Annotated in this window: 21 protein-coding genes; 10 read left to right on the plus strand and 11 right to left on the minus strand. The window is 67.9% G+C overall.

All coding sequences use genetic code 11. The annotated features are described in order from the left end of the window. Window positions 1-37: 37 nt before the first annotated feature. The 3 genes from CBW24_RS03945 (at window position 38) to CBW24_RS03955 (ending at window position 1,868) form a co-directional block, all read left to right on the plus strand. Complete coding sequence (locus CBW24_RS03945; protein ID WP_088663323.1) at window positions 38-403, plus strand: LapA family protein; 366 nt, start codon at window positions 38-40, stop codon at window positions 401-403. A gap of 85 nt (window positions 404-488) precedes the next feature. Continuing rightward, window positions 489-1,196, plus strand: coding sequence for a phosphoribosylanthranilate isomerase (locus CBW24_RS03950; protein ID WP_097372748.1), 708 nt, complete (start codon window positions 489-491; stop codon window positions 1,194-1,196). A 54-nt stretch (window positions 1,197-1,250) separates the two neighbouring features. After that, window positions 1,251-1,868, plus strand: a complete 618-nt coding sequence (locus CBW24_RS03955) for a trimeric intracellular cation channel family protein (RefSeq protein WP_088663321.1) — start codon at window positions 1,251-1,253, stop codon at window positions 1,866-1,868. A gap of 113 nt (window positions 1,869-1,981) precedes the next feature. On the opposite strand, the gene CBW24_RS03960 is transcribed toward CBW24_RS03955, so the two are convergent. After that, complete coding sequence (locus CBW24_RS03960) at window positions 1,982-2,608, minus strand: GcrA family cell cycle regulator (RefSeq protein WP_088663320.1); 627 nt, start codon at window positions 2,606-2,608, stop codon at window positions 1,982-1,984. A 274-nt stretch (window positions 2,609-2,882) separates the two neighbouring features. On the opposite strand from CBW24_RS03960, the gene rimO reads away from it, so the two are divergent. Further along, a complete protein-coding gene (rimO, locus tag CBW24_RS03965) occupies window positions 2,883-4,262 on the plus strand; it encodes a 30S ribosomal protein S12 methylthiotransferase RimO (RefSeq protein ID WP_097372749.1) in 1,380 nt (459 codons plus the stop codon). Window positions 4,263-4,338: 76 nt separating this feature from the next. On the opposite strand, the gene CBW24_RS03970 is transcribed toward rimO, so the two are convergent. The 5 genes from CBW24_RS03970 to trmB all read right to left on the minus strand — a co-directional run bounded on the left by CBW24_RS03970 (window position 4,339) and on the right by trmB (window position 9,445). Continuing rightward, complete coding sequence (locus tag CBW24_RS03970; RefSeq protein ID WP_097372750.1) at window positions 4,339-5,016, minus strand: hypothetical protein; 678 nt, start codon at window positions 5,014-5,016, stop codon at window positions 4,339-4,341. Between the two features lie 65 nt (window positions 5,017-5,081). Beyond that, window positions 5,082-6,110 (minus strand): YcjF family protein, encoded by a 1,029-nt coding sequence (locus CBW24_RS03975; RefSeq protein ID WP_097372751.1) that lies wholly within the window; start codon window positions 6,108-6,110, stop codon window positions 5,082-5,084. Continuing rightward, window positions 6,107-7,531, minus strand: a complete 1,425-nt coding sequence (locus CBW24_RS03980; protein ID WP_097372752.1) for a YcjX family GTP-binding protein — start codon at window positions 7,529-7,531, stop codon at window positions 6,107-6,109. Before CBW24_RS03980 ends, CBW24_RS03975 begins: the two co-directional genes overlap by 4 nt. A gap of 64 nt (window positions 7,532-7,595) precedes the next feature. After that, window positions 7,596-8,123, minus strand: a complete 528-nt coding sequence (locus tag CBW24_RS03985; RefSeq protein WP_198405227.1) for an NUDIX hydrolase — start codon at window positions 8,121-8,123, stop codon at window positions 7,596-7,598. A gap of 521 nt (window positions 8,124-8,644) precedes the next feature. Next, complete coding sequence (trmB, locus tag CBW24_RS03990) at window positions 8,645-9,445, minus strand: tRNA (guanine(46)-N(7))-methyltransferase TrmB (RefSeq protein ID WP_097372753.1); 801 nt, start codon at window positions 9,443-9,445, stop codon at window positions 8,645-8,647. Between the two features lie 187 nt (window positions 9,446-9,632). Between trmB and CBW24_RS03995 the strand changes: the two genes are divergently transcribed. From CBW24_RS03995 to trpB, 3 genes are all read left to right on the plus strand, one after another. Next, window positions 9,633-10,496: a branched-chain amino acid aminotransferase gene (locus CBW24_RS03995; RefSeq protein WP_097372754.1), complete on the plus strand. Its 864-nt coding sequence runs from the start codon at window positions 9,633-9,635 to the stop codon at window positions 10,494-10,496. A 112-nt stretch (window positions 10,497-10,608) separates the two neighbouring features. Next, entirely contained in the window at window positions 10,609-11,064 is a 456-nt protein-coding gene (locus tag CBW24_RS04000) for a universal stress protein (protein WP_088663313.1), read from the plus strand. Between the two features lie 843 nt (window positions 11,065-11,907). Continuing rightward, window positions 11,908-13,143, plus strand: a complete 1,236-nt coding sequence (trpB, locus tag CBW24_RS04005; RefSeq protein ID WP_088663312.1) for a tryptophan synthase subunit beta — start codon at window positions 11,908-11,910, stop codon at window positions 13,141-13,143. A gap of 6 nt (window positions 13,144-13,149) precedes the next feature. Here the strand turns inward: trpB and CBW24_RS04010 are convergent, their stop codons facing one another. Further along, window positions 13,150-13,824, minus strand: coding sequence for a DUF4893 domain-containing protein (locus CBW24_RS04010; RefSeq protein ID WP_157773046.1), 675 nt, complete (start codon window positions 13,822-13,824; stop codon window positions 13,150-13,152). Between the two features lie 244 nt (window positions 13,825-14,068). On the opposite strand from CBW24_RS04010, the gene CBW24_RS18475 reads away from it, so the two are divergent. The 3 genes from CBW24_RS18475 (at window position 14,069) to CBW24_RS04030 (ending at window position 15,823) form a co-directional block, all read left to right on the plus strand. Continuing rightward, window positions 14,069-14,542 (plus strand): PepSY domain-containing protein, encoded by a 474-nt coding sequence (locus CBW24_RS18475; RefSeq protein ID WP_232530096.1) that lies wholly within the window; start codon window positions 14,069-14,071, stop codon window positions 14,540-14,542. 95 nt (window positions 14,543-14,637) lie between these two features. After that, a complete protein-coding gene (locus CBW24_RS18480; protein WP_198405228.1) occupies window positions 14,638-15,228 on the plus strand; it encodes a hypothetical protein in 591 nt (196 codons plus the stop codon). Beyond that, window positions 15,200-15,823 carry a helix-turn-helix transcriptional regulator gene (locus tag CBW24_RS04030; RefSeq protein WP_232530098.1) on the plus strand — a complete coding sequence of 208 codons (624 nt, stop codon included), beginning with the start codon at window positions 15,200-15,202 and terminating at the stop codon, window positions 15,821-15,823. The genes CBW24_RS18480 and CBW24_RS04030 overlap by 29 nt, the downstream gene beginning before the upstream one ends. A 69-nt stretch (window positions 15,824-15,892) precedes the next feature. On the opposite strand, the gene CBW24_RS04035 is transcribed toward CBW24_RS04030, so the two are convergent. The 4 genes from CBW24_RS04035 to CBW24_RS04050 all read right to left on the minus strand — a co-directional run bounded on the left by CBW24_RS04035 (window position 15,893) and on the right by CBW24_RS04050 (window position 18,934). Beyond that, window positions 15,893-16,276 carry a DUF2237 family protein gene (locus tag CBW24_RS04035; RefSeq protein ID WP_374708987.1) on the minus strand — a complete coding sequence of 128 codons (384 nt, stop codon included), beginning with the start codon at window positions 16,274-16,276 and terminating at the stop codon, window positions 15,893-15,895. Between the two features lie 114 nt (window positions 16,277-16,390). Then, complete coding sequence (locus CBW24_RS04040) at window positions 16,391-16,870, minus strand: DUF1178 family protein (RefSeq protein WP_088663310.1); 480 nt, start codon at window positions 16,868-16,870, stop codon at window positions 16,391-16,393. A 174-nt stretch (window positions 16,871-17,044) separates the two neighbouring features. Continuing rightward, window positions 17,045-17,512: an NUDIX hydrolase gene (locus tag CBW24_RS04045; protein WP_097372756.1), complete on the minus strand. Its 468-nt coding sequence runs from the start codon at window positions 17,510-17,512 to the stop codon at window positions 17,045-17,047. 126 nt (window positions 17,513-17,638) lie between these two features. Continuing rightward, window positions 17,639-18,934: a 3-deoxy-D-manno-octulosonic acid transferase gene (locus CBW24_RS04050; RefSeq protein WP_097372757.1), complete on the minus strand. Its 1,296-nt coding sequence runs from the start codon at window positions 18,932-18,934 to the stop codon at window positions 17,639-17,641. Between the last annotated feature and the right edge of the window lie 18 nt (window positions 18,935-18,952).

The following is an 18,952-nucleotide window of genomic DNA, read 5'->3' on the forward strand; positions in this document are numbered from 1 at the left end:
CGCCCTGACACCGTCTGCTGCGAAAGTCCGCCCTACAATGCGTTATATTCGTTATACATTCCTTGCCCTGATCGCGATCTGCCTGCTGCTGGTGGCCTTGGCCAACCGTCAGGTGGTGACGCTGCGGCTGCTGCCCGCCGATCTGGCTGAGTTGCTGAACATGCCTTTCACCGTGTCGATGCCGTTGTTTCTGGTGGTGCTTGCGGGTGTGGCGGTAGGCTTGCTCGTCGGGTTCGTGTGGGAATGGGCGCGGGAGCATCGCTACCGGGCCGAGATGCAGCGCCAGACCCGCGAGAAGCAGAAGTTGCAGCGCGAGATCGGACGCCTGCGGACCGAGCAGGAGGACGGCGACGAGGTGCTGGCCCTGCTGGAAAGCTCCGAGCCGTCGCGCCGCGCGGGCTGACGCCCCTGCTGTGAGGGTGGCGGTGCTTTACACCGCGCCCGCGACCGCCTATCCGCGCCGCATCCCCAGTTGCGGAGCCTGCGCCATGCCTGTGAAATTCGTGCCCCCTTCAAGTGCCCGTGCGGGGACCCGCCCCGGCGGTGTGCGGGTAAAGATCTGCGGCCTGACCCGGCCCGAACATGTGGGGGCGGCAGCCGAGGCAGGCGCGGTCTATGGCGGGTTCGTCTTCTTTCCCAAAAGCCCGCGCAACGTGGGCATCGACCGCGCGCGGGAGCTTGCCTTGACCGCCCCGCTGGGGCTGGCGAAGGTGGCGCTGACGGTGAATGCGGATGACGCGCTGCTGGATGAGATCACCGCGCGGGTGCCCTTGGACATGATACAACTGCACGGGGCGGAGAGCCCGGAGCGTGTTGCCGCCATCCGCGCGCGCTACGGCCTGCCGGTGATGAAGGCTGTGGGGATCGCGGAGGAGGCGGATCTGGCCGCGCTTGACCACTATGCCGCCGTGGCCGACCAGCTTCTGATCGACGCGAAGCCGCCCCGCGATGCGGCGCTGCCGGGGGGCAACGGGCTTGCCTTTGACTGGCGGTTGATCGCGGGCAAAAGCTGGCAGGTGCCGTGGATGCTGGCCGGTGGGCTGACCCCCGATAATGTGGCGGAGGCCGTGCGGCTGACCGGCGCGGCGCAGGTCGATGTGTCCTCGGGCGTGGAAAGCGCACCGGGCGAGAAAGACCCCGCGCGGGTTGCGGCCTTTGTCGCGGCTGCCCGCAGCGATGTGCCCGTGCTGCGCTAGGACGCGGCGCGGGGCGTATTTCAGACAGTCCGAGAACAGGGGCGCGCGCAGGTCATGGAGATGATCACGTCACAGTTGTGGTTCGATCTGCTGGGCACATTCGTGTTTGGCATTTCCGGCGGCATGCTGGCGGTGCGGCGGGAACTGGACCTGTTCGGGGTCATGGTCCTGTCGCTGGCCGCTGCGCTGGCGGGTGGGGTGCTGCGCGATGTGGCGCTGGGGGACACGCCCCCGGCGGCGCTGCGCGATGCGCGCTACCTGTTGGCCGCGCTGGCGGCGGGGCTTTGTGCTTTTGCCTTTCATCGCGGGATCGAGCGGCTGGCAAAGCCGGTCATGGTCTTCGATGCCGCTGGTCTGGGGCTTTTTGCGGTAAGCGGCTGTCAAAAGGCGCTGAGCCTTGGGGTCGCGCCACTGCCTGCGGTGCTGCTGGGGGTGCTGACAGCGGTGGGAGGCGGCGCGCTGCGCGATCTGCTGGTGACCGAAGTGCCGCGCGTGCTGCGCGAAGACATCTATGCGCTGGCGGCCTTGGCCGGGGCGACGGTGGTCGCGGTGGGGGCGTGGCTGGGGCTGGCGCCCGCGCCGGTCGCGTTGCTGGGGGTTGCGCTGACCTTTGCGTTGCGGGTGGTCAGCGTGTGGCGCGGCTGGCGTGCGCCAAAGGCGCCGGGCAGCTAACCAACCCACCGCCCGCCCGTGAAAAAGCCCGGCGCGCAGGCGAAGCGGCCGGGCTTTGATATTTCAGACCATGTTGGCCCGGAGGCGGATCTGGCTGTGACCCGGCCTGCGGATCAGCGGCGACGGTCGCGGCGCGAGCTCATCGGCTGGAACGCGACGCCCACATGCGCCTCGCAATAGGGTTTGCCGGGCTGCACGGAGAGGCCGCAGAACCAGAAATCTTCGGTCGCGGGGTCACCGATCGGCCATTTGCAGGTCCGTTCGGTCAGTTCCATCAAGCCCAGACGGCGGGCTTTCTTTTCGACCTCGCGCACCGAGGCCAGCGCTTCGGGGGAGATTTCATTGGCCGAAGGCTGCGGTGGCAGCGGCTGACCGGCGGGGATGATCGCCTTGCGCGCCGGGCTGGGCGGCGGGTTGGCGGACATGGTCGCCGGTTCGGGCCGCGGCGCGGCGGGGCGGGCCGGTTTTTCCGGTTTGGGCGGAGCGCTCGGGCGCGGCGTTTCCGCCGCGGGTTCGGCGGCGGCGGCGGGCTCCGGCGTGGCGGCGGTGTCCGCGCGGGTGCCGGTCGTCGCGGCGGCGGCAGCGGTGCCGCCGGTGCGGTTCGAAAGGCCAAGGCGGTGGACCTTGCCGATCACGGCATTGCGGGTCACGCCGCCCAGTTCCTTGGCGATCTGGCTGGCGCTCTGCCCGTCGCTCCACATCTTCTTCAGCGTCTCGACGCGTTCGTCTGTCCAGGACATCGTCGGCTCCCAGCAACATATGGCACCGCCCCGGGGCGGGGGGTGCCGTTCCGTTCATCTCAGTTGAGGTCCCATTTTAAGCATCCCGCCGGGCAACTACAAGCGGTGCCGAAGGCGCGGGGGGAATTGTCGCGGGTTTCCCCAGCGTTGTCCGCCCGTGCGGCGCTGGGGTTGGGGGCTGCGGGTTGGGGGCTGATAGGCACGCGGCGTCGGGGTGGGGCGGAGGCCGCGACTCATCTGGCGGCAGGCGCGCGGCTGGTGTAAAGCGGCGCCCATGTCCCAGAACCCCCCCAATCTGCGCCCCGATATTGCCCAGCCCCGGTTTGACGCTGATCGTCGCCAGGGCCAGCCCTCGATCGGGATGGTCTCTCTTGGCTGTCCCAAGGCGCTGGTCGACAGCGAACGCATCCTGACCCGGCTGCGCGCCGAAGGCTATGGCGTGTCGCCCGATTATCAGGGTGCCGATGCGGTGATCGTGAACACCTGCGGGTTTCTGGACAGCGCCAAGGCCGAAAGCTTGCAGGCCATCGGCGAGGCGCTGAACGAAAATGGCCGGGTGATCGTGACCGGCTGTCTGGGCGCGGAGCCGGAATATATCACCGGCGCGCATCCCAAAGTGTTGGCCGTGACAGGGCCGCAGCAATACGAACAGGTGCTGGACGCGGTGCATGCCGCCGTGCCGCCGTCGCCCGATCCGTTTATCGATCTGATGCCCGCGACGGGCGTGACGCTGACGCCGCGCCATTACAGCTATCTGAAGATTTCCGAGGGCTGCAATCACAAGTGCAAGTTCTGCATCATCCCCGATATGCGGGGGCGTCTGGCGAGCCGTCCGGCCCATGCGGTGCTGCGCGAGGCCGAGAAGCTCGTCGAGGCGGGCGTGCAGGAATTGCTGGTGATTTCGCAAGACACCTCGGCCTATGGCGTTGATCGCAAACATGCGGCGAGCCCGTGGAAGGACCGCGAGGTGCGCGCCCATATCACCGATCTGGCGCGCGAGCTTGGCGGTCTGGGCGCGTGGGTGCGGTTGCATTACGTCTATCCCTATCCGCATGTGCGCGACCTGATCCCGCTGATGGCCGAGGGGCTGGTGCTGCCTTATCTGGATATCCCGTTCCAGCATGCCGATCCCGCTGTGCTGAAGCGGATGGCCCGCCCTGCCGCCGCGGCGCGCACGCTTGACGAGATCGCCGCGTGGCGCCGGGCCTGCCCGGAGATTACCCTGCGCTCGACCTTCATCGTCGGGTATCCGGGCGAGACGGAAGACGAATTTCAGGTGCTTCTGGACTGGCTGGACGAGGCGCAATTGGATCGGGTCGGGTGTTTTCAGTATGAGAACGTCGCCGGGGCGCGGTCTAATGATCTGCCCAATCACGTCGCGCCAGAGGTCAAACAGGACCGCTGGGATCGGTTCATGGCCAAGGCGCAGGCGATTTCCGAAGCGAAGCTCGCCGCTAAGGTGGGCAGCCGTCAGGAGGTCATCGTGGACGAGGTCGATGGCGAGGCCGCGACCTGTCGCACCATGGCCGACGCGCCGGAGATCGACGGCAATCTGTTCATCGACGAAGGCTTCGAGGGGCTGAAGCCCGGTCAGCGCCTGATGGTCGAGGTGGACGAGGCCAGCGAATACGATCTGTGGGGGCGCATCGTCTGAGCGCTCAGCGCGGGCTGCGGCGGAGGGATGCCTCCGGCGGGGATATTTTTGCCATATTGAAACTTAGGCGTCGCGTTTAGGCGTCTGGCTCAGGTTCAGGCGGGTGGATCGGCGCGTCCGGCGCGGCTTCGGGGTGCTGGGTGACCCGCGCGGCCAGCCGGAAGGCATGGGCGCTGTCGGTCGCGACCGGCGGCATCACCCGGTCATAGGCCGCGGCGATGATCGCGGCAATGTCGGGATGCAGCACCAGATGGCCCTCCGGCGTGCGGGCCAGCGGCGCGCGGTCGGCAAAGGCGCGCTCGGACCAGAGCAGCACCGCCTGCACCGCCTGTTGCAGGCACAGCGCCCCGGCGGGCATCTTTTCCAGCGCCGCATCCATCCGCACGAAGCTGAAACACGCGCGGATCGGGCCATGCGGCTCGAACCGGAAGAAGCGATATTGCGTGGCGTTCTGCTCAGTCAGCCGCGCGACCAGAGCGGGCAGGTCGGGGATCAGCCGGTCCAGATTGGGGGTATCCGTCAGTTCCGACCAGTCGCGGATGAAGAACACCATCAGGTTCGCGCCCAGTTCGGGATCGGTTTCGGCCATCTTATGCCCGGCCAGCGTCACCACGGCCTCGATCGCGCCTTTCAGCGTTGGCAGGGTTTCCTCGGCCAGTCCAAAGACCACCGGGACGATGGGCCGTTCCCAGCGCGCAAAGAGGTAGGAGCCGTCGGCGCCGGTGAAAAGCGGGATGATGGTTTCGGGCGTCATGGCGATCCTCGATATTTCTGTGCCATCAGGGCGGGCGCGGTCAGGTGGGCATCTGGGCGTGCCGCTTATCCCCGATCAGGGCGGGAGAACAGCCCGGTGAGCGCGCGCTGCACCATGCCTGTCACCGAGGGTCTGCGGCCGGGGCCGAAGGGCAGGGGGCGGCAGACCTCCATCGCGGCGACGCCGACACGGGCGGTGAGCGCGCCATTGACGACGCCTTCGCCAAAGCGGCGCGACAGGCGCGACAGCAGCCCGCCGCCCGCGACCGAATGGATCAGGTCATCGCCCACCGCGACTGCGCCGGTGGCGACGAGATGGGTAAAGACGGTGCGGGTGAGCCGCCAGCTGCCCAGCGTGCCCGCGCGCCCGCCGTAGAGTTCGCCGATCCGGCGGATCATCCGCAGGTTCGAGGTCAGCGCGGCCACCACATCAGCGAGCGCCAGCGGCACCACGGCGGTGACGGTGGCGACCTGCCGCGCGGCGGCTTCGACCTCGGCGCGGGCGGCGGCGTCGATGGGGGCCAGCAGCGTGTCCTCGGCCAGACGCAGCGCCGCGTCGGCGTCGAACACATCGCCTTGGCGGTCGCTATAGCGTTGCCGGGCCAGCGCCAGATCGCTGCGTCCGGCATAGAGCGTTAGCAGCCGGTCGCCCAGTTTGCGCGCGCCGTTCAGATCACCGGCGGTCAGAACCTCGACCGCCTGTTTTTGCAGATGGTCGAGCCGCGACAGCCGGGCAAAGGCGGCCAGTTCCCGTGCCGCGATCAGCACCAGCCCCAACAGAACCGCGCCGACCAGCACGCTGGCGATCAGGCCCAGCAGCGGGGATCGGGTCAGCAGGCCGGTGACGAAATCCCATGCCGCGACGGAGAGCAGAAACGCGATCAGCGCGCCGAGGGCCGACCAGAAGAAGCCGCCGATGCGGGAGCGGCGGCGCGCGGCCAGCACGGCAATCGTCTGCATCGCACGGCCCGGCGGTGTGCCATCATCGGCGATGGGCGGCGCGGTGACGGGCGTGGCGGTGTTCGGCTCGGCCTCGTCCAGCGCGATATAGACCGGGCCGGTCCGGGGCGGATCGGAGCGGGGGCGGTCGGTCATGTCAGGCGGTTCCCCAGCAGGAAATCGGCGGCGCGGTCGAGCCGGATATGCGGCGGCCCGTCGCCGGGACGCAGGCTTTGCGCGGCGGGGGCGAAATTCATGATGCGGTAATCCCCGTCGAGCCAGCGTTCGGCCCCGTCGCGGGCGGGCACCAGCAGCCGGGCAGGATCGTCGGGCAAATCGCCGGGCCAGAGCGCGGCCTGCGCGCCGGTGGGCATCACGCGGCCCCGGACCATCGGAAGATCGCGCCCGTCGTGCTGGCGGGTTTCTTCGACCGTGGCGCGGAGCGAGGCCAGCGACAAGGCCAGTGTTTTCGCGCCGGCAAAATCGGCCCGGTCCCGGGCGTCACGGACCAGTGCCGTCATGATTTCGGTCAGGCGGGCGTGCTGGCTGTGATGCAGATGATCGGCCTTGGTCGCGGCAAAGAGGATCCGGTCCACTCGCGTGCCCAACAGCAGCCGCGACAGCCACGCATTGCGGCCGGGGCGGAACGCGCCGAGGATATCGGTCATCGCGCGGCGCAGATCCTCCACCGCTTGCGGGCCCGAATGGATCGCGCCCAGCAGATCGACCAGCACCACCTGCCGGTCGATGCGGGAGAAGTGATCGCGGAAGAAGGGTTTGACGACGCGGGATTTATAGGCCTCGAACCGGCGGGCGCATTCGCGGCCCAGACTGCCGCGCGGCCAATCGCCACCGGGCGGGGGCGGCAGCGGCGCGAAGGTCAGCACGGGCGATCCGGCAAGGTCACCGGGCAGCAGGAACCGCCCCGGCCCGCAATCGGAGAACCCCGCGCGGCGGGCGGCGTCTAGATAAGCGGCGAAGGTCTCGGCGAGGCGTTTCGCGACCGGCTCATCAAGCGGCAGGGCTGGGTCGACCTCGGCCAGCATGCTGCGGAATTCGGCGGCCTGCGGGCGGGAGGCGATACGGTCCAGCACCTGTGCGGACCAATCGGCGAAATTCAGATCCATCAACCCCAGATCGAGCAGCCATTCGCCGGGATAATCCACGATATCGAGATGCACTGTCCGCGGCCCGGACACGGCCCCAAGCAGGCCCCGCGGCTGCACTTTCAGCGACAAGCGCAGTTCGGATATGGCGCGGGTGCTTTCGGGCCAGTGAGGTTCGGGCCCGGTCATGGCGGCAAGGTGGCCTTCGTAATCGAAGCGCGGCAGCGTGTCGTCGGGCTGCGGGCGCAGATAGGCCCCCCGGATCGCCCCGGACGACGCGGCGTGGAAGCCGGGCATGCGGCCGCGATCCATCAGATTGGCGACGAGCGAGGTGATGAACACGGTCTTGCCCGCCCGTGCAAGCCCGGTGACGCCCAGCCGGATCACCGGCTCGAACAGCGCCTCCGAGACCGAGCCACTGACGGTTTCGACCCCGCGTGTGACCCCGTCTGCAATCCGTCCCAGAACCATGTCGTTGCGTATCCTCGATGTCGATGTCGTCTGCGGGGCCAAGGCGGGCAGGGCGCGGGGCTAATCAGATGGTGTCGGAGGTCCGGGCGCGCAGGATCATCCCCTCCTGTGCCGTCGCCTTGGTCATCAGCTCCGGATCGGCGAGGATCGCGCGCAGTTCAGGCTCATCCACCATCGTTGCGGCTTTGGCGGGGGTGACCCAGATGCTGTCGCGCTCGGCGGCTTCGGGGTAGTCATCATCCATCCGCAGCACCCGGATCGGGTAGACATAGGCCCGGCAGGGCACGGGCGGTCCGCCGCCCAGTTCCTTGGAATAGCCGAAATCGCCCAAAGGCTTCTGCCCGATCGCGCCTTCGGCTACGCCCGCTTCTTCCCAGGCTTCCATATGCGCGGCCTGCGCGCCCGACAGCCCGTCGATGGGCCAGCCTTTGGGCAGAATCCAGCGACCGGTTCCGCGCGACGTGATGAGCAGGATCTCGGTCTTGCCGCTGGCATCGCGGCGGTGGCACAGCGCGCTGACTTGCATCCGCTCCGGACGGCGAAGCAGCGGCAGGACCAGTTCGGTCCAGGCTTTTTGAAGGGACGGGGGCATGGAAACGGGTCTCGGACTGCTGGGATTGTTATTGTTATCCCCTTAAAACTAGGAACTGCGGCGGAGAAATCAATCGCTGTGGCGCAGGACGCCGTGGTGCGCTGAGTTTGGGAAACGTCTGCGGGTTGTGCCAAATGCTTCGGTTGTGGGGGGAGGGTCGTGCGGCGGGCGCGTGGCGGGGATCAACGGCATAGGGTGTGGGTCAGAAAAAGCGGGATGCCCGTTACTCCGAATGACGCGCCCCCGCCCGCGAACAAGCGAAGCGCGCGGGCGAGCGCCTGCCTGTCCCCACGGGCTGGCGCTTTGTCATCTTGCGCTGACCTCGGAGCGGGGAGGTTGGCGGCGCCATAAAAGGCGCGGTTCATTCGGTGCAACGCCATCCCACGGGCAGGCTGACGTTGCGCTTGGGGATTGGGCTGCCGGAGAAGGAGCCCGGCACCATACGGAACACCGCTTATACGCAGCACCACTACTCCCAAGGCAGGCTTACGCTGCGCGCAGACGAACCGCCGTTCGGCCTCTCAGCGGCGGCGGAAGGTCAGATAATGGGGGGTGCGGTCTTCGCGCAGGGCTTTTTGTTCGTAGCGGGTGGAGATCCAATCTGGCCATGCTTCGCGCCAATCGGCGGGGCGTTCGGCGAGCCACTCGAACCCGGCTTTCGGCACCTCTTCGAGCGTTTGGCGGACGTAGTCGGGAATGTCGGTCGCCACGCGGAAAATCGCGCCGGGTTTCAACACACGGGCGAGCGGGGCCAGATGCTCCGGTGTGACGAAGCGGCGGCGGTGGTGGCGCTTCTTGGGCCAAGGATCGGGATAGAGCAGGAAGGCGCGGCTGATCGACGCTTCGGGCAGCACGTCAAACAGGTCGCGGACATCGCCGGGATGCACGGCAAGGTTATCGACCCCTGCGTCGCGAATTTTTCGCAGCAGCATGGCAACGCCGTTGATATAGGGCTCCGCGCCGATGATGCCGATCTCGGGGTTGCGGCCCGCCTGATGCACCAGATGCTCGCCCCCGCCAAAGCCGATCTCCAGCCAGACATCGCGCCCGCCAAACAGCGCGGCGAGGTCGAGCGGCGTGCGATCCGGGTTTTCCTCCCAGCCGACAGGGCCGGGGGAAAGCGGCGTCAGATCCTCGTCCAGCGCCTGCTGTTGGCCCTTGCGCAGGCCCTTGCCCTTGAACCGGCCATAGAAGTTGCGCCACGGCGCCCCCGAGGGGTGGCCGCCTGCGGGGCTGTCACCGGCGGGGGTGGTCGCTGCCGCGCTGGGCGCTGCGCCTGTGGCGGGGCCGGGGCAGGCGTCGTCTGATCCGTTTTCATTCATGGCGCGCTCTTTGCCCGGCGCAGCGGGGCGGGGTCAAGGGGCGCTGAGCGGCGGCGGGCGGTGTATCCCCGCCTGAACTGGGGTCGCAGGCATAGCTGCGCTGACGTCGCGGGCCGGGGGGCTGCCGGGGCTGGACCATCGGCGCGGCCGCTCCTACGCTCCGGGGCAAATCACAGGAGGGCCCTCAATGCCGACCGGAACCGACATCCGCACCTATTACGATGGCCGCTGGCACGATGGCGACGTGCCGGTGATGAAGGCGGCGGATCACGGCAGCTGGCTTGGCACCACGGTGTTTGACGGCGCGCGTTTTTTCGATGGGGTCGCGCCGGATCTGGAGGCGCATTGCGCGCGGGTCAATCGCTCTGCCACCGCGCTGATGATCACGCCCAGCGTGCAGGTCGATGACATGGTGGAAATCGTGCGCGAGGGGCTGAAGGCCTACGCCCCCGACACCGCCGTCTATATCCGCCCGATGTATTGGGCGCTGGACGGGGATGAGATGGGCATCGTGCCGCTGCCGGGCGCGACCGGCTTTGCGATCTCGCTCGAAGCGATCCCGATGGCCGCCGACGGCGCGGCGACGACGCTGACCCGCACCCGGTTCCGCCGTCCGGTGTTGGAGGATGCGGTGTGCAATGCGAAGGCCGGGTGTCTTTATCCCAACAACGCGCGCATGTTGGCCGAGGCCCGGTCCAAGGGGTTCGGCAACGCGCTGGTCGCCGATGCGATGGGCAATGTCGCGGAAACCGCCTCGGCCAATGTGTTCATGGTGCGCGAAGGCGTCGTCTATACCCCGATCGCCAATGGCACGTTCCTTGCTGGGATCACCCGCGCGCGTCATATCGCCAACCTGCGCGCCGACGGAATCGAGGTGCAGGAAACCGTGCTGACATTCGCCGATTTCGAGGCCGCGGACGAGGTGTTCCTGTCGGGCAACATGATGAAGGTGACGCCGGTCACCGCGTTCGAGGACAAGCAGTATCGCGTGGGGCCGGTCACCCGCCGCGCCCGGGAGCTCTACTGGGATTGGGCCCACAGCCTGCGCTGAGCCGTGAGGGCGCATGCCGTGTCCACGTGCGAGGCCATGTGTCGCGACCCATTGCCTGTTGCGGCCCGGTCCCGCATGATCGCGGGTAATTGTCCGCCACGCAGGAGCCCCCATGCGCAAATTCCTAGTGATTCTCGATGACAGCCGGGAATGTCTGAACGCCATGCGCTTTGCCGCGATGCGGGCGGCCAAGACCGGCGGCGCGGTGGAGATCCTGTCGATCATCCCGCCTGAGGAATTCAATCACTGGATCGGCGTCGGCGACATCATGCGCGAAGAGGCCCGCGAACGGATCGAAGCGCATTTCGAGGTCTTCGCCAAATGGATGCGCGACCGGCAGGGGGTCAATCCCGAACTGGTCGTGCGTGAGGGGGAGCCGGTGCCGGAGATCCTTGCCCAGATTCGCGAAGACCCTGAGATCGGCGTGCTGGTCCTTGGCGCGGGCACCGAGAAGAACGGCCCCGGCCCGTTGGTCAGCCAACTGACCCGCTCCGCCGGATCGCTGCCCATTCCCATCACGATCGTGCCGGGCGAGATGTCGAAAGACCGTCTGGAATCGATCACCTGAGATCGGCGGGGTGGCGCGGACCGTAGGGGGCGGTGCTGCGATCATCTGCCCGCGAAACGTCCTCCGAGCTGAGCGCACCCGCTCTCGAACAAGCCCGCAGGGGCGAGAGCGAGCGCCAGCCCGTCCCCACGGGCTGGCGCTTTGGGGGCTCGCGCTGACCTTCGAGCGGGGAGGTTGGTGGCTGGGATAAAGTGCGCCGTTCATTCGCTGCAGCGCCACCCCACAGGCAGGCTCCCGTTGCGTCTAGCCTCTCGGCGTCCCGCAACCTTCGACCTAAGCACCCCCGTCCGCGAACAAGGCGAAGCCGCGCGGGCGAGCGCCTGCCCGTCCCGCGGGCTGGCGCTTTGTTATCTCACGCTGACCTTGGAGCGGGGAGGGGTGTGGCCGGGATAAAGTGCGCCGTTCAGCCGTATCAGCGCCATCCCCCGGGCAGGCTGGCGTTGCGCCCAATGTGACGACGCCGCGCGTCCTCTAAAATAGGCATCCCCGCCCGCGAACAAGGCGAAGGCGCGCGGGCGAGCGCCTGCCCGTTCCTGGGGGCTGGCGCTTTGCCATCTCACGCTGACCTTTGAGCGGAGAGGGGTGTGGCCGGGATAAAGCGCGTCGTTCAGCCGTATCAGCGCCACCCCACCGGCAGGCTCACGTTGGGCCTAGCCCCTTTACCGCCCCGCACCCTATGGGGGCGCCATAAGGCCCCCGACCGATCAGCCCCACCGACGGGCGCTCCGCGCGCTTTGCTCGCAAACGCGCCCGGTCCAACGGCTTGTGCACGGGCAGGCGCGGTTGTAGTCAGGTGCGGTTCCCAACGGCCCCATCGGGCCGCGCCAGCGGAGGTGACCTGCGATGCCCGACGATCTGATCAACAGCTTCATGACCGGCCCTGACGACAAAGGCCGTTTCGGCGATTTCGGTGGCCGCTTCGTCTCCGAGACGCTGATGCCGCTGATCCTTCAGCTGGAACAGGAATACGAGCACGCCAAGACGGATGACAGCTTCTGGGCCGAGATGGACGACCTGTGGAAGCATTACGTCGGCCGGCCCTCGCCGCTCTACTACGCCGCGCGGCTGACCGAGCATTTGGGCGGTGCGAAGATCTATCTCAAGCGGGACGAACTGAACCATACCGGCGCGCATAAGATCAATAATGTGCTGGGGCAGATCATTCTGGCCCGCCGCATGGGCAAGACCCGGATCATCGCGGAAACCGGCGCCGGGCAGCACGGGGTCGCCACCGCGACCGTCTGCGCCAAGTTCGGCATGAAATGCGTGGTCTACATGGGCGCGCATGATGTCGAGCGGCAGCGGCCCAACGTCTTCCGCATGCGCCTGCTGGGGGCCGAAGTGGTGCCCGTCACCTCGGGCCGGGGCACGTTAAAGGACGCGATGAACGACGCGCTGCGCGACTGGGTCACCAATGTGCGCGACACGTTCTACTGTATCGGCACCGTGGCCGGGCCGCATCCCTATCCGGCGATGGTCCGCGATTTCCAGTCGGTGATCGGTAAGGAAGTCCGCTGGCAGTTGGCCGAGCAGGAAGGCGAGGGTCGCCTGCCCGATACCGTCATCGCCGCAATCGGGGGCGGCTCCAACGCGATGGGGCTGTTCTATCCGTTCCTTGACGACAAAGAGGTCGGCATCATCGGGGTCGAAGCCGGTGGCAAGGGCGTGGATCTGAAGATGGAGCATTGCGCCTCGCTCACCGGCGGGCGTCCGGGCGTGCTGCATGGCAACCGCACCTATCTGTTGCAGGACGATGACGGGCAGATCCTCGAAGGGTTTTCGATCTCCGCCGGGCTCGACTATCCGGGGATCGGGCCGGAACACGCGTGGCTGCACGACATTGGCCGCGCCGAATATGTGGCGATCACGGACCGCGAAGCGCTGGAGGCGTTCCAGCTGAGCTGCTCGACCGAGGGCATCATCCCGGCGCTGGAGCCGAGCCACGCGCTGGCCCATGTGATGAAGATCGCACCGGATCTGCCGCGCGACCATATCATCGTGATGAACATGTGCGGGCGCGGCGATAAGGACATCTTTACCGTGGCCCGGCACCTGGGCTTCGACATGGAAGGCGACTGACGCAGGTCAGCCGCCGCCGCGCCGGAATTCCAGCACGTTAAAGACCGACTCGACAAAGGGCAGCGGCTGCATCAGCCGCATTCGCCCGGCGTCGACCTGTTGCAGCACACCGATATCGGGGGCGAGCGAGGCGGTATCCTCCGGCGGGATGCGCTCGGGGAAGGTTTCGTAATCGGGCGGGGTGCGGTCCGCGACATAGGCGGCACCGCGATAGATCAACTGGTCGCCATCGCTTTCGATCAGGCCCCGCGTGCGCTGGGAGCCGCTCAGCTTCTCCAGCAGCCAGACCGGGCCGCCGTTCACGCCGCCCGTCGGATCGATCAGGCTGACGCGGCAGTCAAACCAGCCATAGACCACCAAGGGCAGCATGCCGCCCACCTTCAGCGTTCGGCATTGCCAATCGCCCGCCGGGTCCGCGCGCTGCGGTGCTTGCGGCGCGCCTGCAAGCGCGGCGGTCAGGTCGTGCAGATCGGCGGGCGCGGCCTTGGCCAAGGCCCGCTCCAGCGCGCGCCCCAATGCATCGTGATAGCGCGCCAACCGGCCACGATCCTCATCGCGCAGCGGCACCGGTTCTGCGGCGACCGGCGGGGCCAGCGCGGTGCAGATCAGCAGCGCGACGGTCGCGATGGTCCGTCTGCGGGGGCGCTGTCTGGCGGCGTCAGAAGGTGTGGAGCAGGTCATGAGCGATCCTTTCCGGGGGCGGTGACCCAACCGCCTGCGCGCGGCGCAGGTTCCTGACGCGGAGGCGTGGGGCCTGCGGAGATGATTACTAAATATCAGGAAAACCGCGCCACGCCTTCCTAAACTGCGGTTTAAACCCGTCCGCCCTGCGGCCCATGCGCCCCGCGTAACCGTCTCGACGATGGCCGAGCCGAGGCGGGCGCCACAGGTTGGCGGACACGCACAGCAACAAGGGAGCCTCACAATGGCCTTCAAGACCATGACCGTCGCCAGCACCATCAGCCTGTTTGCCGCGCTGCCCGCCTTGGCGGATGCGTTCTCGGATAAGGTCGTCAGCAATCTGCAGGAGCTTGGCTATACCTCGATCGAGATCGAGCAGGGCCCGACACAGTTGAAGGCCGAAGCGGTCAACGCTTCCGGCGGCAAACTCGAAGTCATCTATGACAGCACCACCGGCGCGATCCTGCAGCAAGAGCGCGAGACGGCGGATTCGGATGAGATCGGCCGCACCGGTGTCAGCTACGAGACCGAGGACGAGGATTTCCTCCATGACGATGACGATGACGATGACGATGATGACGAGGACGAGGACGAGGATGAGGACGACGACGACGACGACGACCACGACGACGACGACGATGATGATGATGACGACGATGATGACGATGATGACGACGACGATGGTGACGACGACGACGGCGATGAGGACGACGACTGAGGCGGGTTGCCTGCCCAGCCCTAATTGCCGACACTGACACCTCCGGGCGCCGCGGTCTGCGGCGCCCGTTTCGTCAGAGCCGAAAGAGGCCGATCATGCGCCGCACATCCCTACGCGACCTGCTCCGCCGTCTTCTGGTGGTCGTTGCATTGGCCACTGCCGCTCTGCCCCACGCGGCGCAGGCCGACACGCGCGACCAGATCATCGCGGAAATGAAGGCGCAGGGCTTCACCCGCATCACCGTTCAGGGCACCTTGCTGGGCCGGACCCGGATATTGGCGGAGCGCCCGGGCGGGCGGCGCGAGGTGGTCATCAACCCGCGCACCGGCGTGATCCTGCGGGACTATTCCACCGGCGCGGCAGGCACCACGCGAAGCGCGACCGGCGACAAGGGCACCACCACCCGCAGCGGCACGACCACCAGCAGCGGCGGCACGACGGGCATCAGTAGCGTCAGCGGCGGAACGGGCGGCAGCGCGGCAAGCGGCGTGGGCAGCGATGATGACCGTGACGAGGATGACGACGACCGCGATGACGACTCCGACGAGGATGATCGGGGCGACGACGACGATGATGATGGGGATGACGACGACGGGGATGACGACGACGGGGATGACGACGACGGGGATGACGACGACGGGGATGATGACGACGGAGATGACGACGACGGCGACGATGATGACTGATCGGCCCGACCCGTCCCGCCCCGAGATCGCCCGTGCTCCCTCTGCCCCTGCCGCCGCTGCCGGCTGGGGCGCGCGCTGGCGGACGCTGCGGGCGACCAGCGCCAAGCCGCTGTTGATCCTGCTATTTGTGCAGGGCGTCTGCACGGTGTTCTTCACCTCGCAAATCCTGTTCGACATCATAGGCTTCCCGGAGGAGCCGATCAGTTGGCGCGCACAGGAGTTGATCGAAATCGGCGCGGCCATCGGGCTGCTGCTGGGGTTCGTTCTGGGGGCCGTGGCGCTGACCCGATCCCATGCGCGTCAGCGCGAGGTCGAGGAAAGCCTGCGCGCCGCCCGGGGAGCGTTTCATGACCTGCTGTCGGAGCGGTTCCGCGAATGGGGGCTGACGCCTGCGGAAACCGATGTCGCGTTTTTCGTGATGAAGGGGTTTTCAACGCAGGAAATCGCGGGCTTTCGCGGCACGTCCGAAGGCACGGTAAAGGCGCAGACTGCCGCGATTTACCGCAAATCCGGCTCCACCGGGCGGGCGCAACTGGTCAGCCTGTTTATCGACGATCTGATGTCGGAGCAGCTTCTGCCTGATGCGGCGGAATAGGCTGCGCCAGACAAGGGGGCAGGGACCGGGTCGCGCGAGGGGGCACCGAACGGGGCCTGTGGCGGGCGCTCAATCCTCGCCGGTGGCGTTTTCCATCAGCACATCCAGCGGCACGATTTCCAGCGCGCGGGCATGGGTCGAATCCAGATGCACGATCGGAGAGATGCCTTCGTCATGGGCCTGTAGGAACCGCGCGGCACACAGGCACCAGCGGTCGCCCGGCTTCAGCCCCGCAAATTCGAATTCCGGGCGCGGCGTCGACAGGTCGTTGCCGACATATTTCGAAAACGCGAGGAATTCCGCCGTCAGGGTGACGCACACGGTATGGCTGCCCTGATCGGCCATGCAGGTGTCACAGGCGCCATTGCGGAAAAACCCGGTCACGGGCGCCGTGGAGCAGCTTTGCAGCGGCTCCCCCAGGACATTGATCGAGGGGTGTTTGTCTATGGGCATGGCGTGTCTCCGGGCCCCTTTGGGCGGCGCGTCTGGGGTGCCGCAATCGGGCCTTGCGGGGGTAGCTAGGGCGCGCGCCCGTAATGCCAAGGGCGGGGCCTGCGTGCGGTGCGCTCAGTTCGTCTGCCGTTTAGGGCGGAAGGGCAGCGGCGCCACGGGCACGCCATCCTCGATCAGGGCGCGGGCCTCATCCGGGCGGGCTTCGCCGTGGATCGCACGATGGGGCGCATCGCCCAGATGCATCGCGCGCGCCTCTCGCGCGAACCGGTCACCGACATAATCCGAATTGGCCTCGATATGGCGACGCAGTTCCGCCATCGCGCGGGCGGCAAGGGACCGGTCATTGGACAGGGGCGCATCGGGTGCGGGGTTTGTGGCCTCGACGGCGGGGGCGGTGGGCGCGGGCCGGTCGGGGCTGGACGGGCCACCCCGCGTGCTGACGGCGGGGGCCATGATCGCCTTCTCGACCGCGCTGATGCCGCAGATCGCGCAGCTCAACTGCCCCGCGGCGCGCAGGCTGTCATAGGCCTGCGCCGAGGCGAACCAACTGTCGAAGTGGTGACCGTCGCGGCACTGGAGGGCATATTTGATCATCACTGAGCGTTCTACCTGCCCCGCGGAATAAGCAATATGCCAGCGCGCGCGGTGCGGTCACTTTCAGGTGGCTGCGGGGCCGGGATCGGGGCGCGGATGCGCGTGGAGCGGACGGGGACGGGATGGGAGTTTGGGCCAACCCCTTCCAAGGAGCCGCGGTGTATCAGCGGCGGCTCAGGACCATTGGCTGGGGTCAAAGTGGCGGATGATCTGCGCCAGTTCCGGGTCGGTCACCTTGCGTGCGGCCTTTTTGCGGGAAAACCATTTGCGGCGGCGCTGGCCTGCCTCGGGGAAATCATCCTCCAGCGAGCCCACGCGCACGGGAAACACCGCCACGACACAGGGCACGGATTGCAATGGGCCGATGGCCTTTTCGGTGGTGTAGATGCCCAAACAGCGGTCGATGCCGCGCCCGCGCACGCCCGCTTCCTCCCATGCTTCGCGGGTGGCGGCCTGTGCCGGGGTCTTGCGGTCGATGGGCCAGCCCTTGGGCACGATCCAGCGCCCGCTCCCGCGGGAGGTGATGAGCAGGATCTGCGGCTTGTCGTTGCGCAACCGATAACACAGCGCGGCGAACTGGCTGCGCATCTCGTTCTTGCCGGCCTGTCCCAGACGGACGCGGCGCTGTCTGACGGTCTGCATCGCGACGACCTCCGGCGCGTGAAACGGGGCCGCGTGCCGCACGGGGGTGAGACGGCCGGGCCGGGCGAAGGTAACCGCAACGCATGGGTCGAGGCAAAGCCGAAATCAGCGCCGGGGGCCTGTGGTTCAGCCGGACCGCGACACCTGTGTCACGCGTGCGATATAGGCCACCAGATCGTCCAGTTGGCCATCGCCCGCCTCCTCCGCCGCGATCCGGCGGGCGGTGTCGGCCATGACCCGCGCTTCGGCGGAGGGCATGAGAAAGCCGCGCGCCAGCGTTTCGGCATCGCTGATCTGTCGCGCGCCCCCTTCGGCATCGAGCCGCGCATAGATCGCGGCGAAATTCTGCAAATGCGGCCCGTGCAGGATGGCGGTGCCGCGCTGGGCGGGCTCGTAGGGCGTGTGCCCCCCGAGCGGCACCAGCGACCCCCCGATGAAGCTGCTGCAGGCCAGATCGAACCACAGAGCCATTTCACCCAATGTATCGGCCAGATAGACCGCCGCATTGGCCGTGGGCGCCTCGCCCGCCGCGCGGCGGCGCAGCGACAGTCCGCGCGCGGCGATCAGGCGCCGCACCTCGTCGCCCCGGCGCGGGTGGCGCGGGGCAAGGATCAGGCGCAGCGCCGGGTCATGGATCTGCGCGCGGGCGAAGGCGTCGAGGATGATCTCCTCCTCGCCGGGATGGGTGGAGGCGGCAAGCACGGTATGGGCCCGGTCGAACACCCGGCGGCAGGCGTCGCGCTCGGCGGGATCGGGGGCGGGCAGGGTGACGGCGGCCTTCAGATTGACGCGGGCCAGACGCCGTGTCTCGGGCAGGCCCAGCGCGCGCAGGCGGTCCTCGGTCGCGCTGTCCTGCGCCGAGACGCCATGCAGCCGGGTCATCAGCTGCCGGGCCAGTCGGGGCGCGACCCGTTGCCACCGGGCGGCGCTGCGGGCCGACATCCGCGCCGAGATCACCATCACCGGCAGCCCCGCACGGTGCAGGGTAAAGATCCGGTTCAGCCACAGATCGCTTTCGATCAACAGCAGGGCGGCGGGCCGGTGACGGCGCAGGAACCGGCGCAGAAGCGGGCGGTAATCCAGCGGTGCCAACCGTGCGGCGATGCGCGGATCGTTCCAGCCTTGCGCCAGCGCGCGCCCGGTCAGGCTGTTGGTGGTGATGACGAGCCGCAGCGCGGGGTCGCGGGCCAGCAGCGCGGAGATCAGCGGCCGGGCCGAGGCCAGTTCCCCGTTCGACGCCGCGTGCAGCCATAAGGCGGGCGCATCGGGGCCGTGGGGGGCGTCCGGTGCGGTGGTGTGTGGGCCACCACCGAGCCTTTCGCGCAGGTCGGCGGCGGTGATCCGTCCGCGCAGACGCCGCAGCAGGTAGAGCAGGGCCACCACCGGCGCGGCGAGGCTCAGGATAATGCGGTAGACGATCACGGGCAGCGGCCTTTCACG

Origin of the sequence: Pacificitalea manganoxidans, from assembly GCF_002504165.1 — a bacterium.
Lineage (GTDB): Bacteria > Pseudomonadota > Alphaproteobacteria > Rhodobacterales > Rhodobacteraceae > Pacificitalea > Pacificitalea manganoxidans.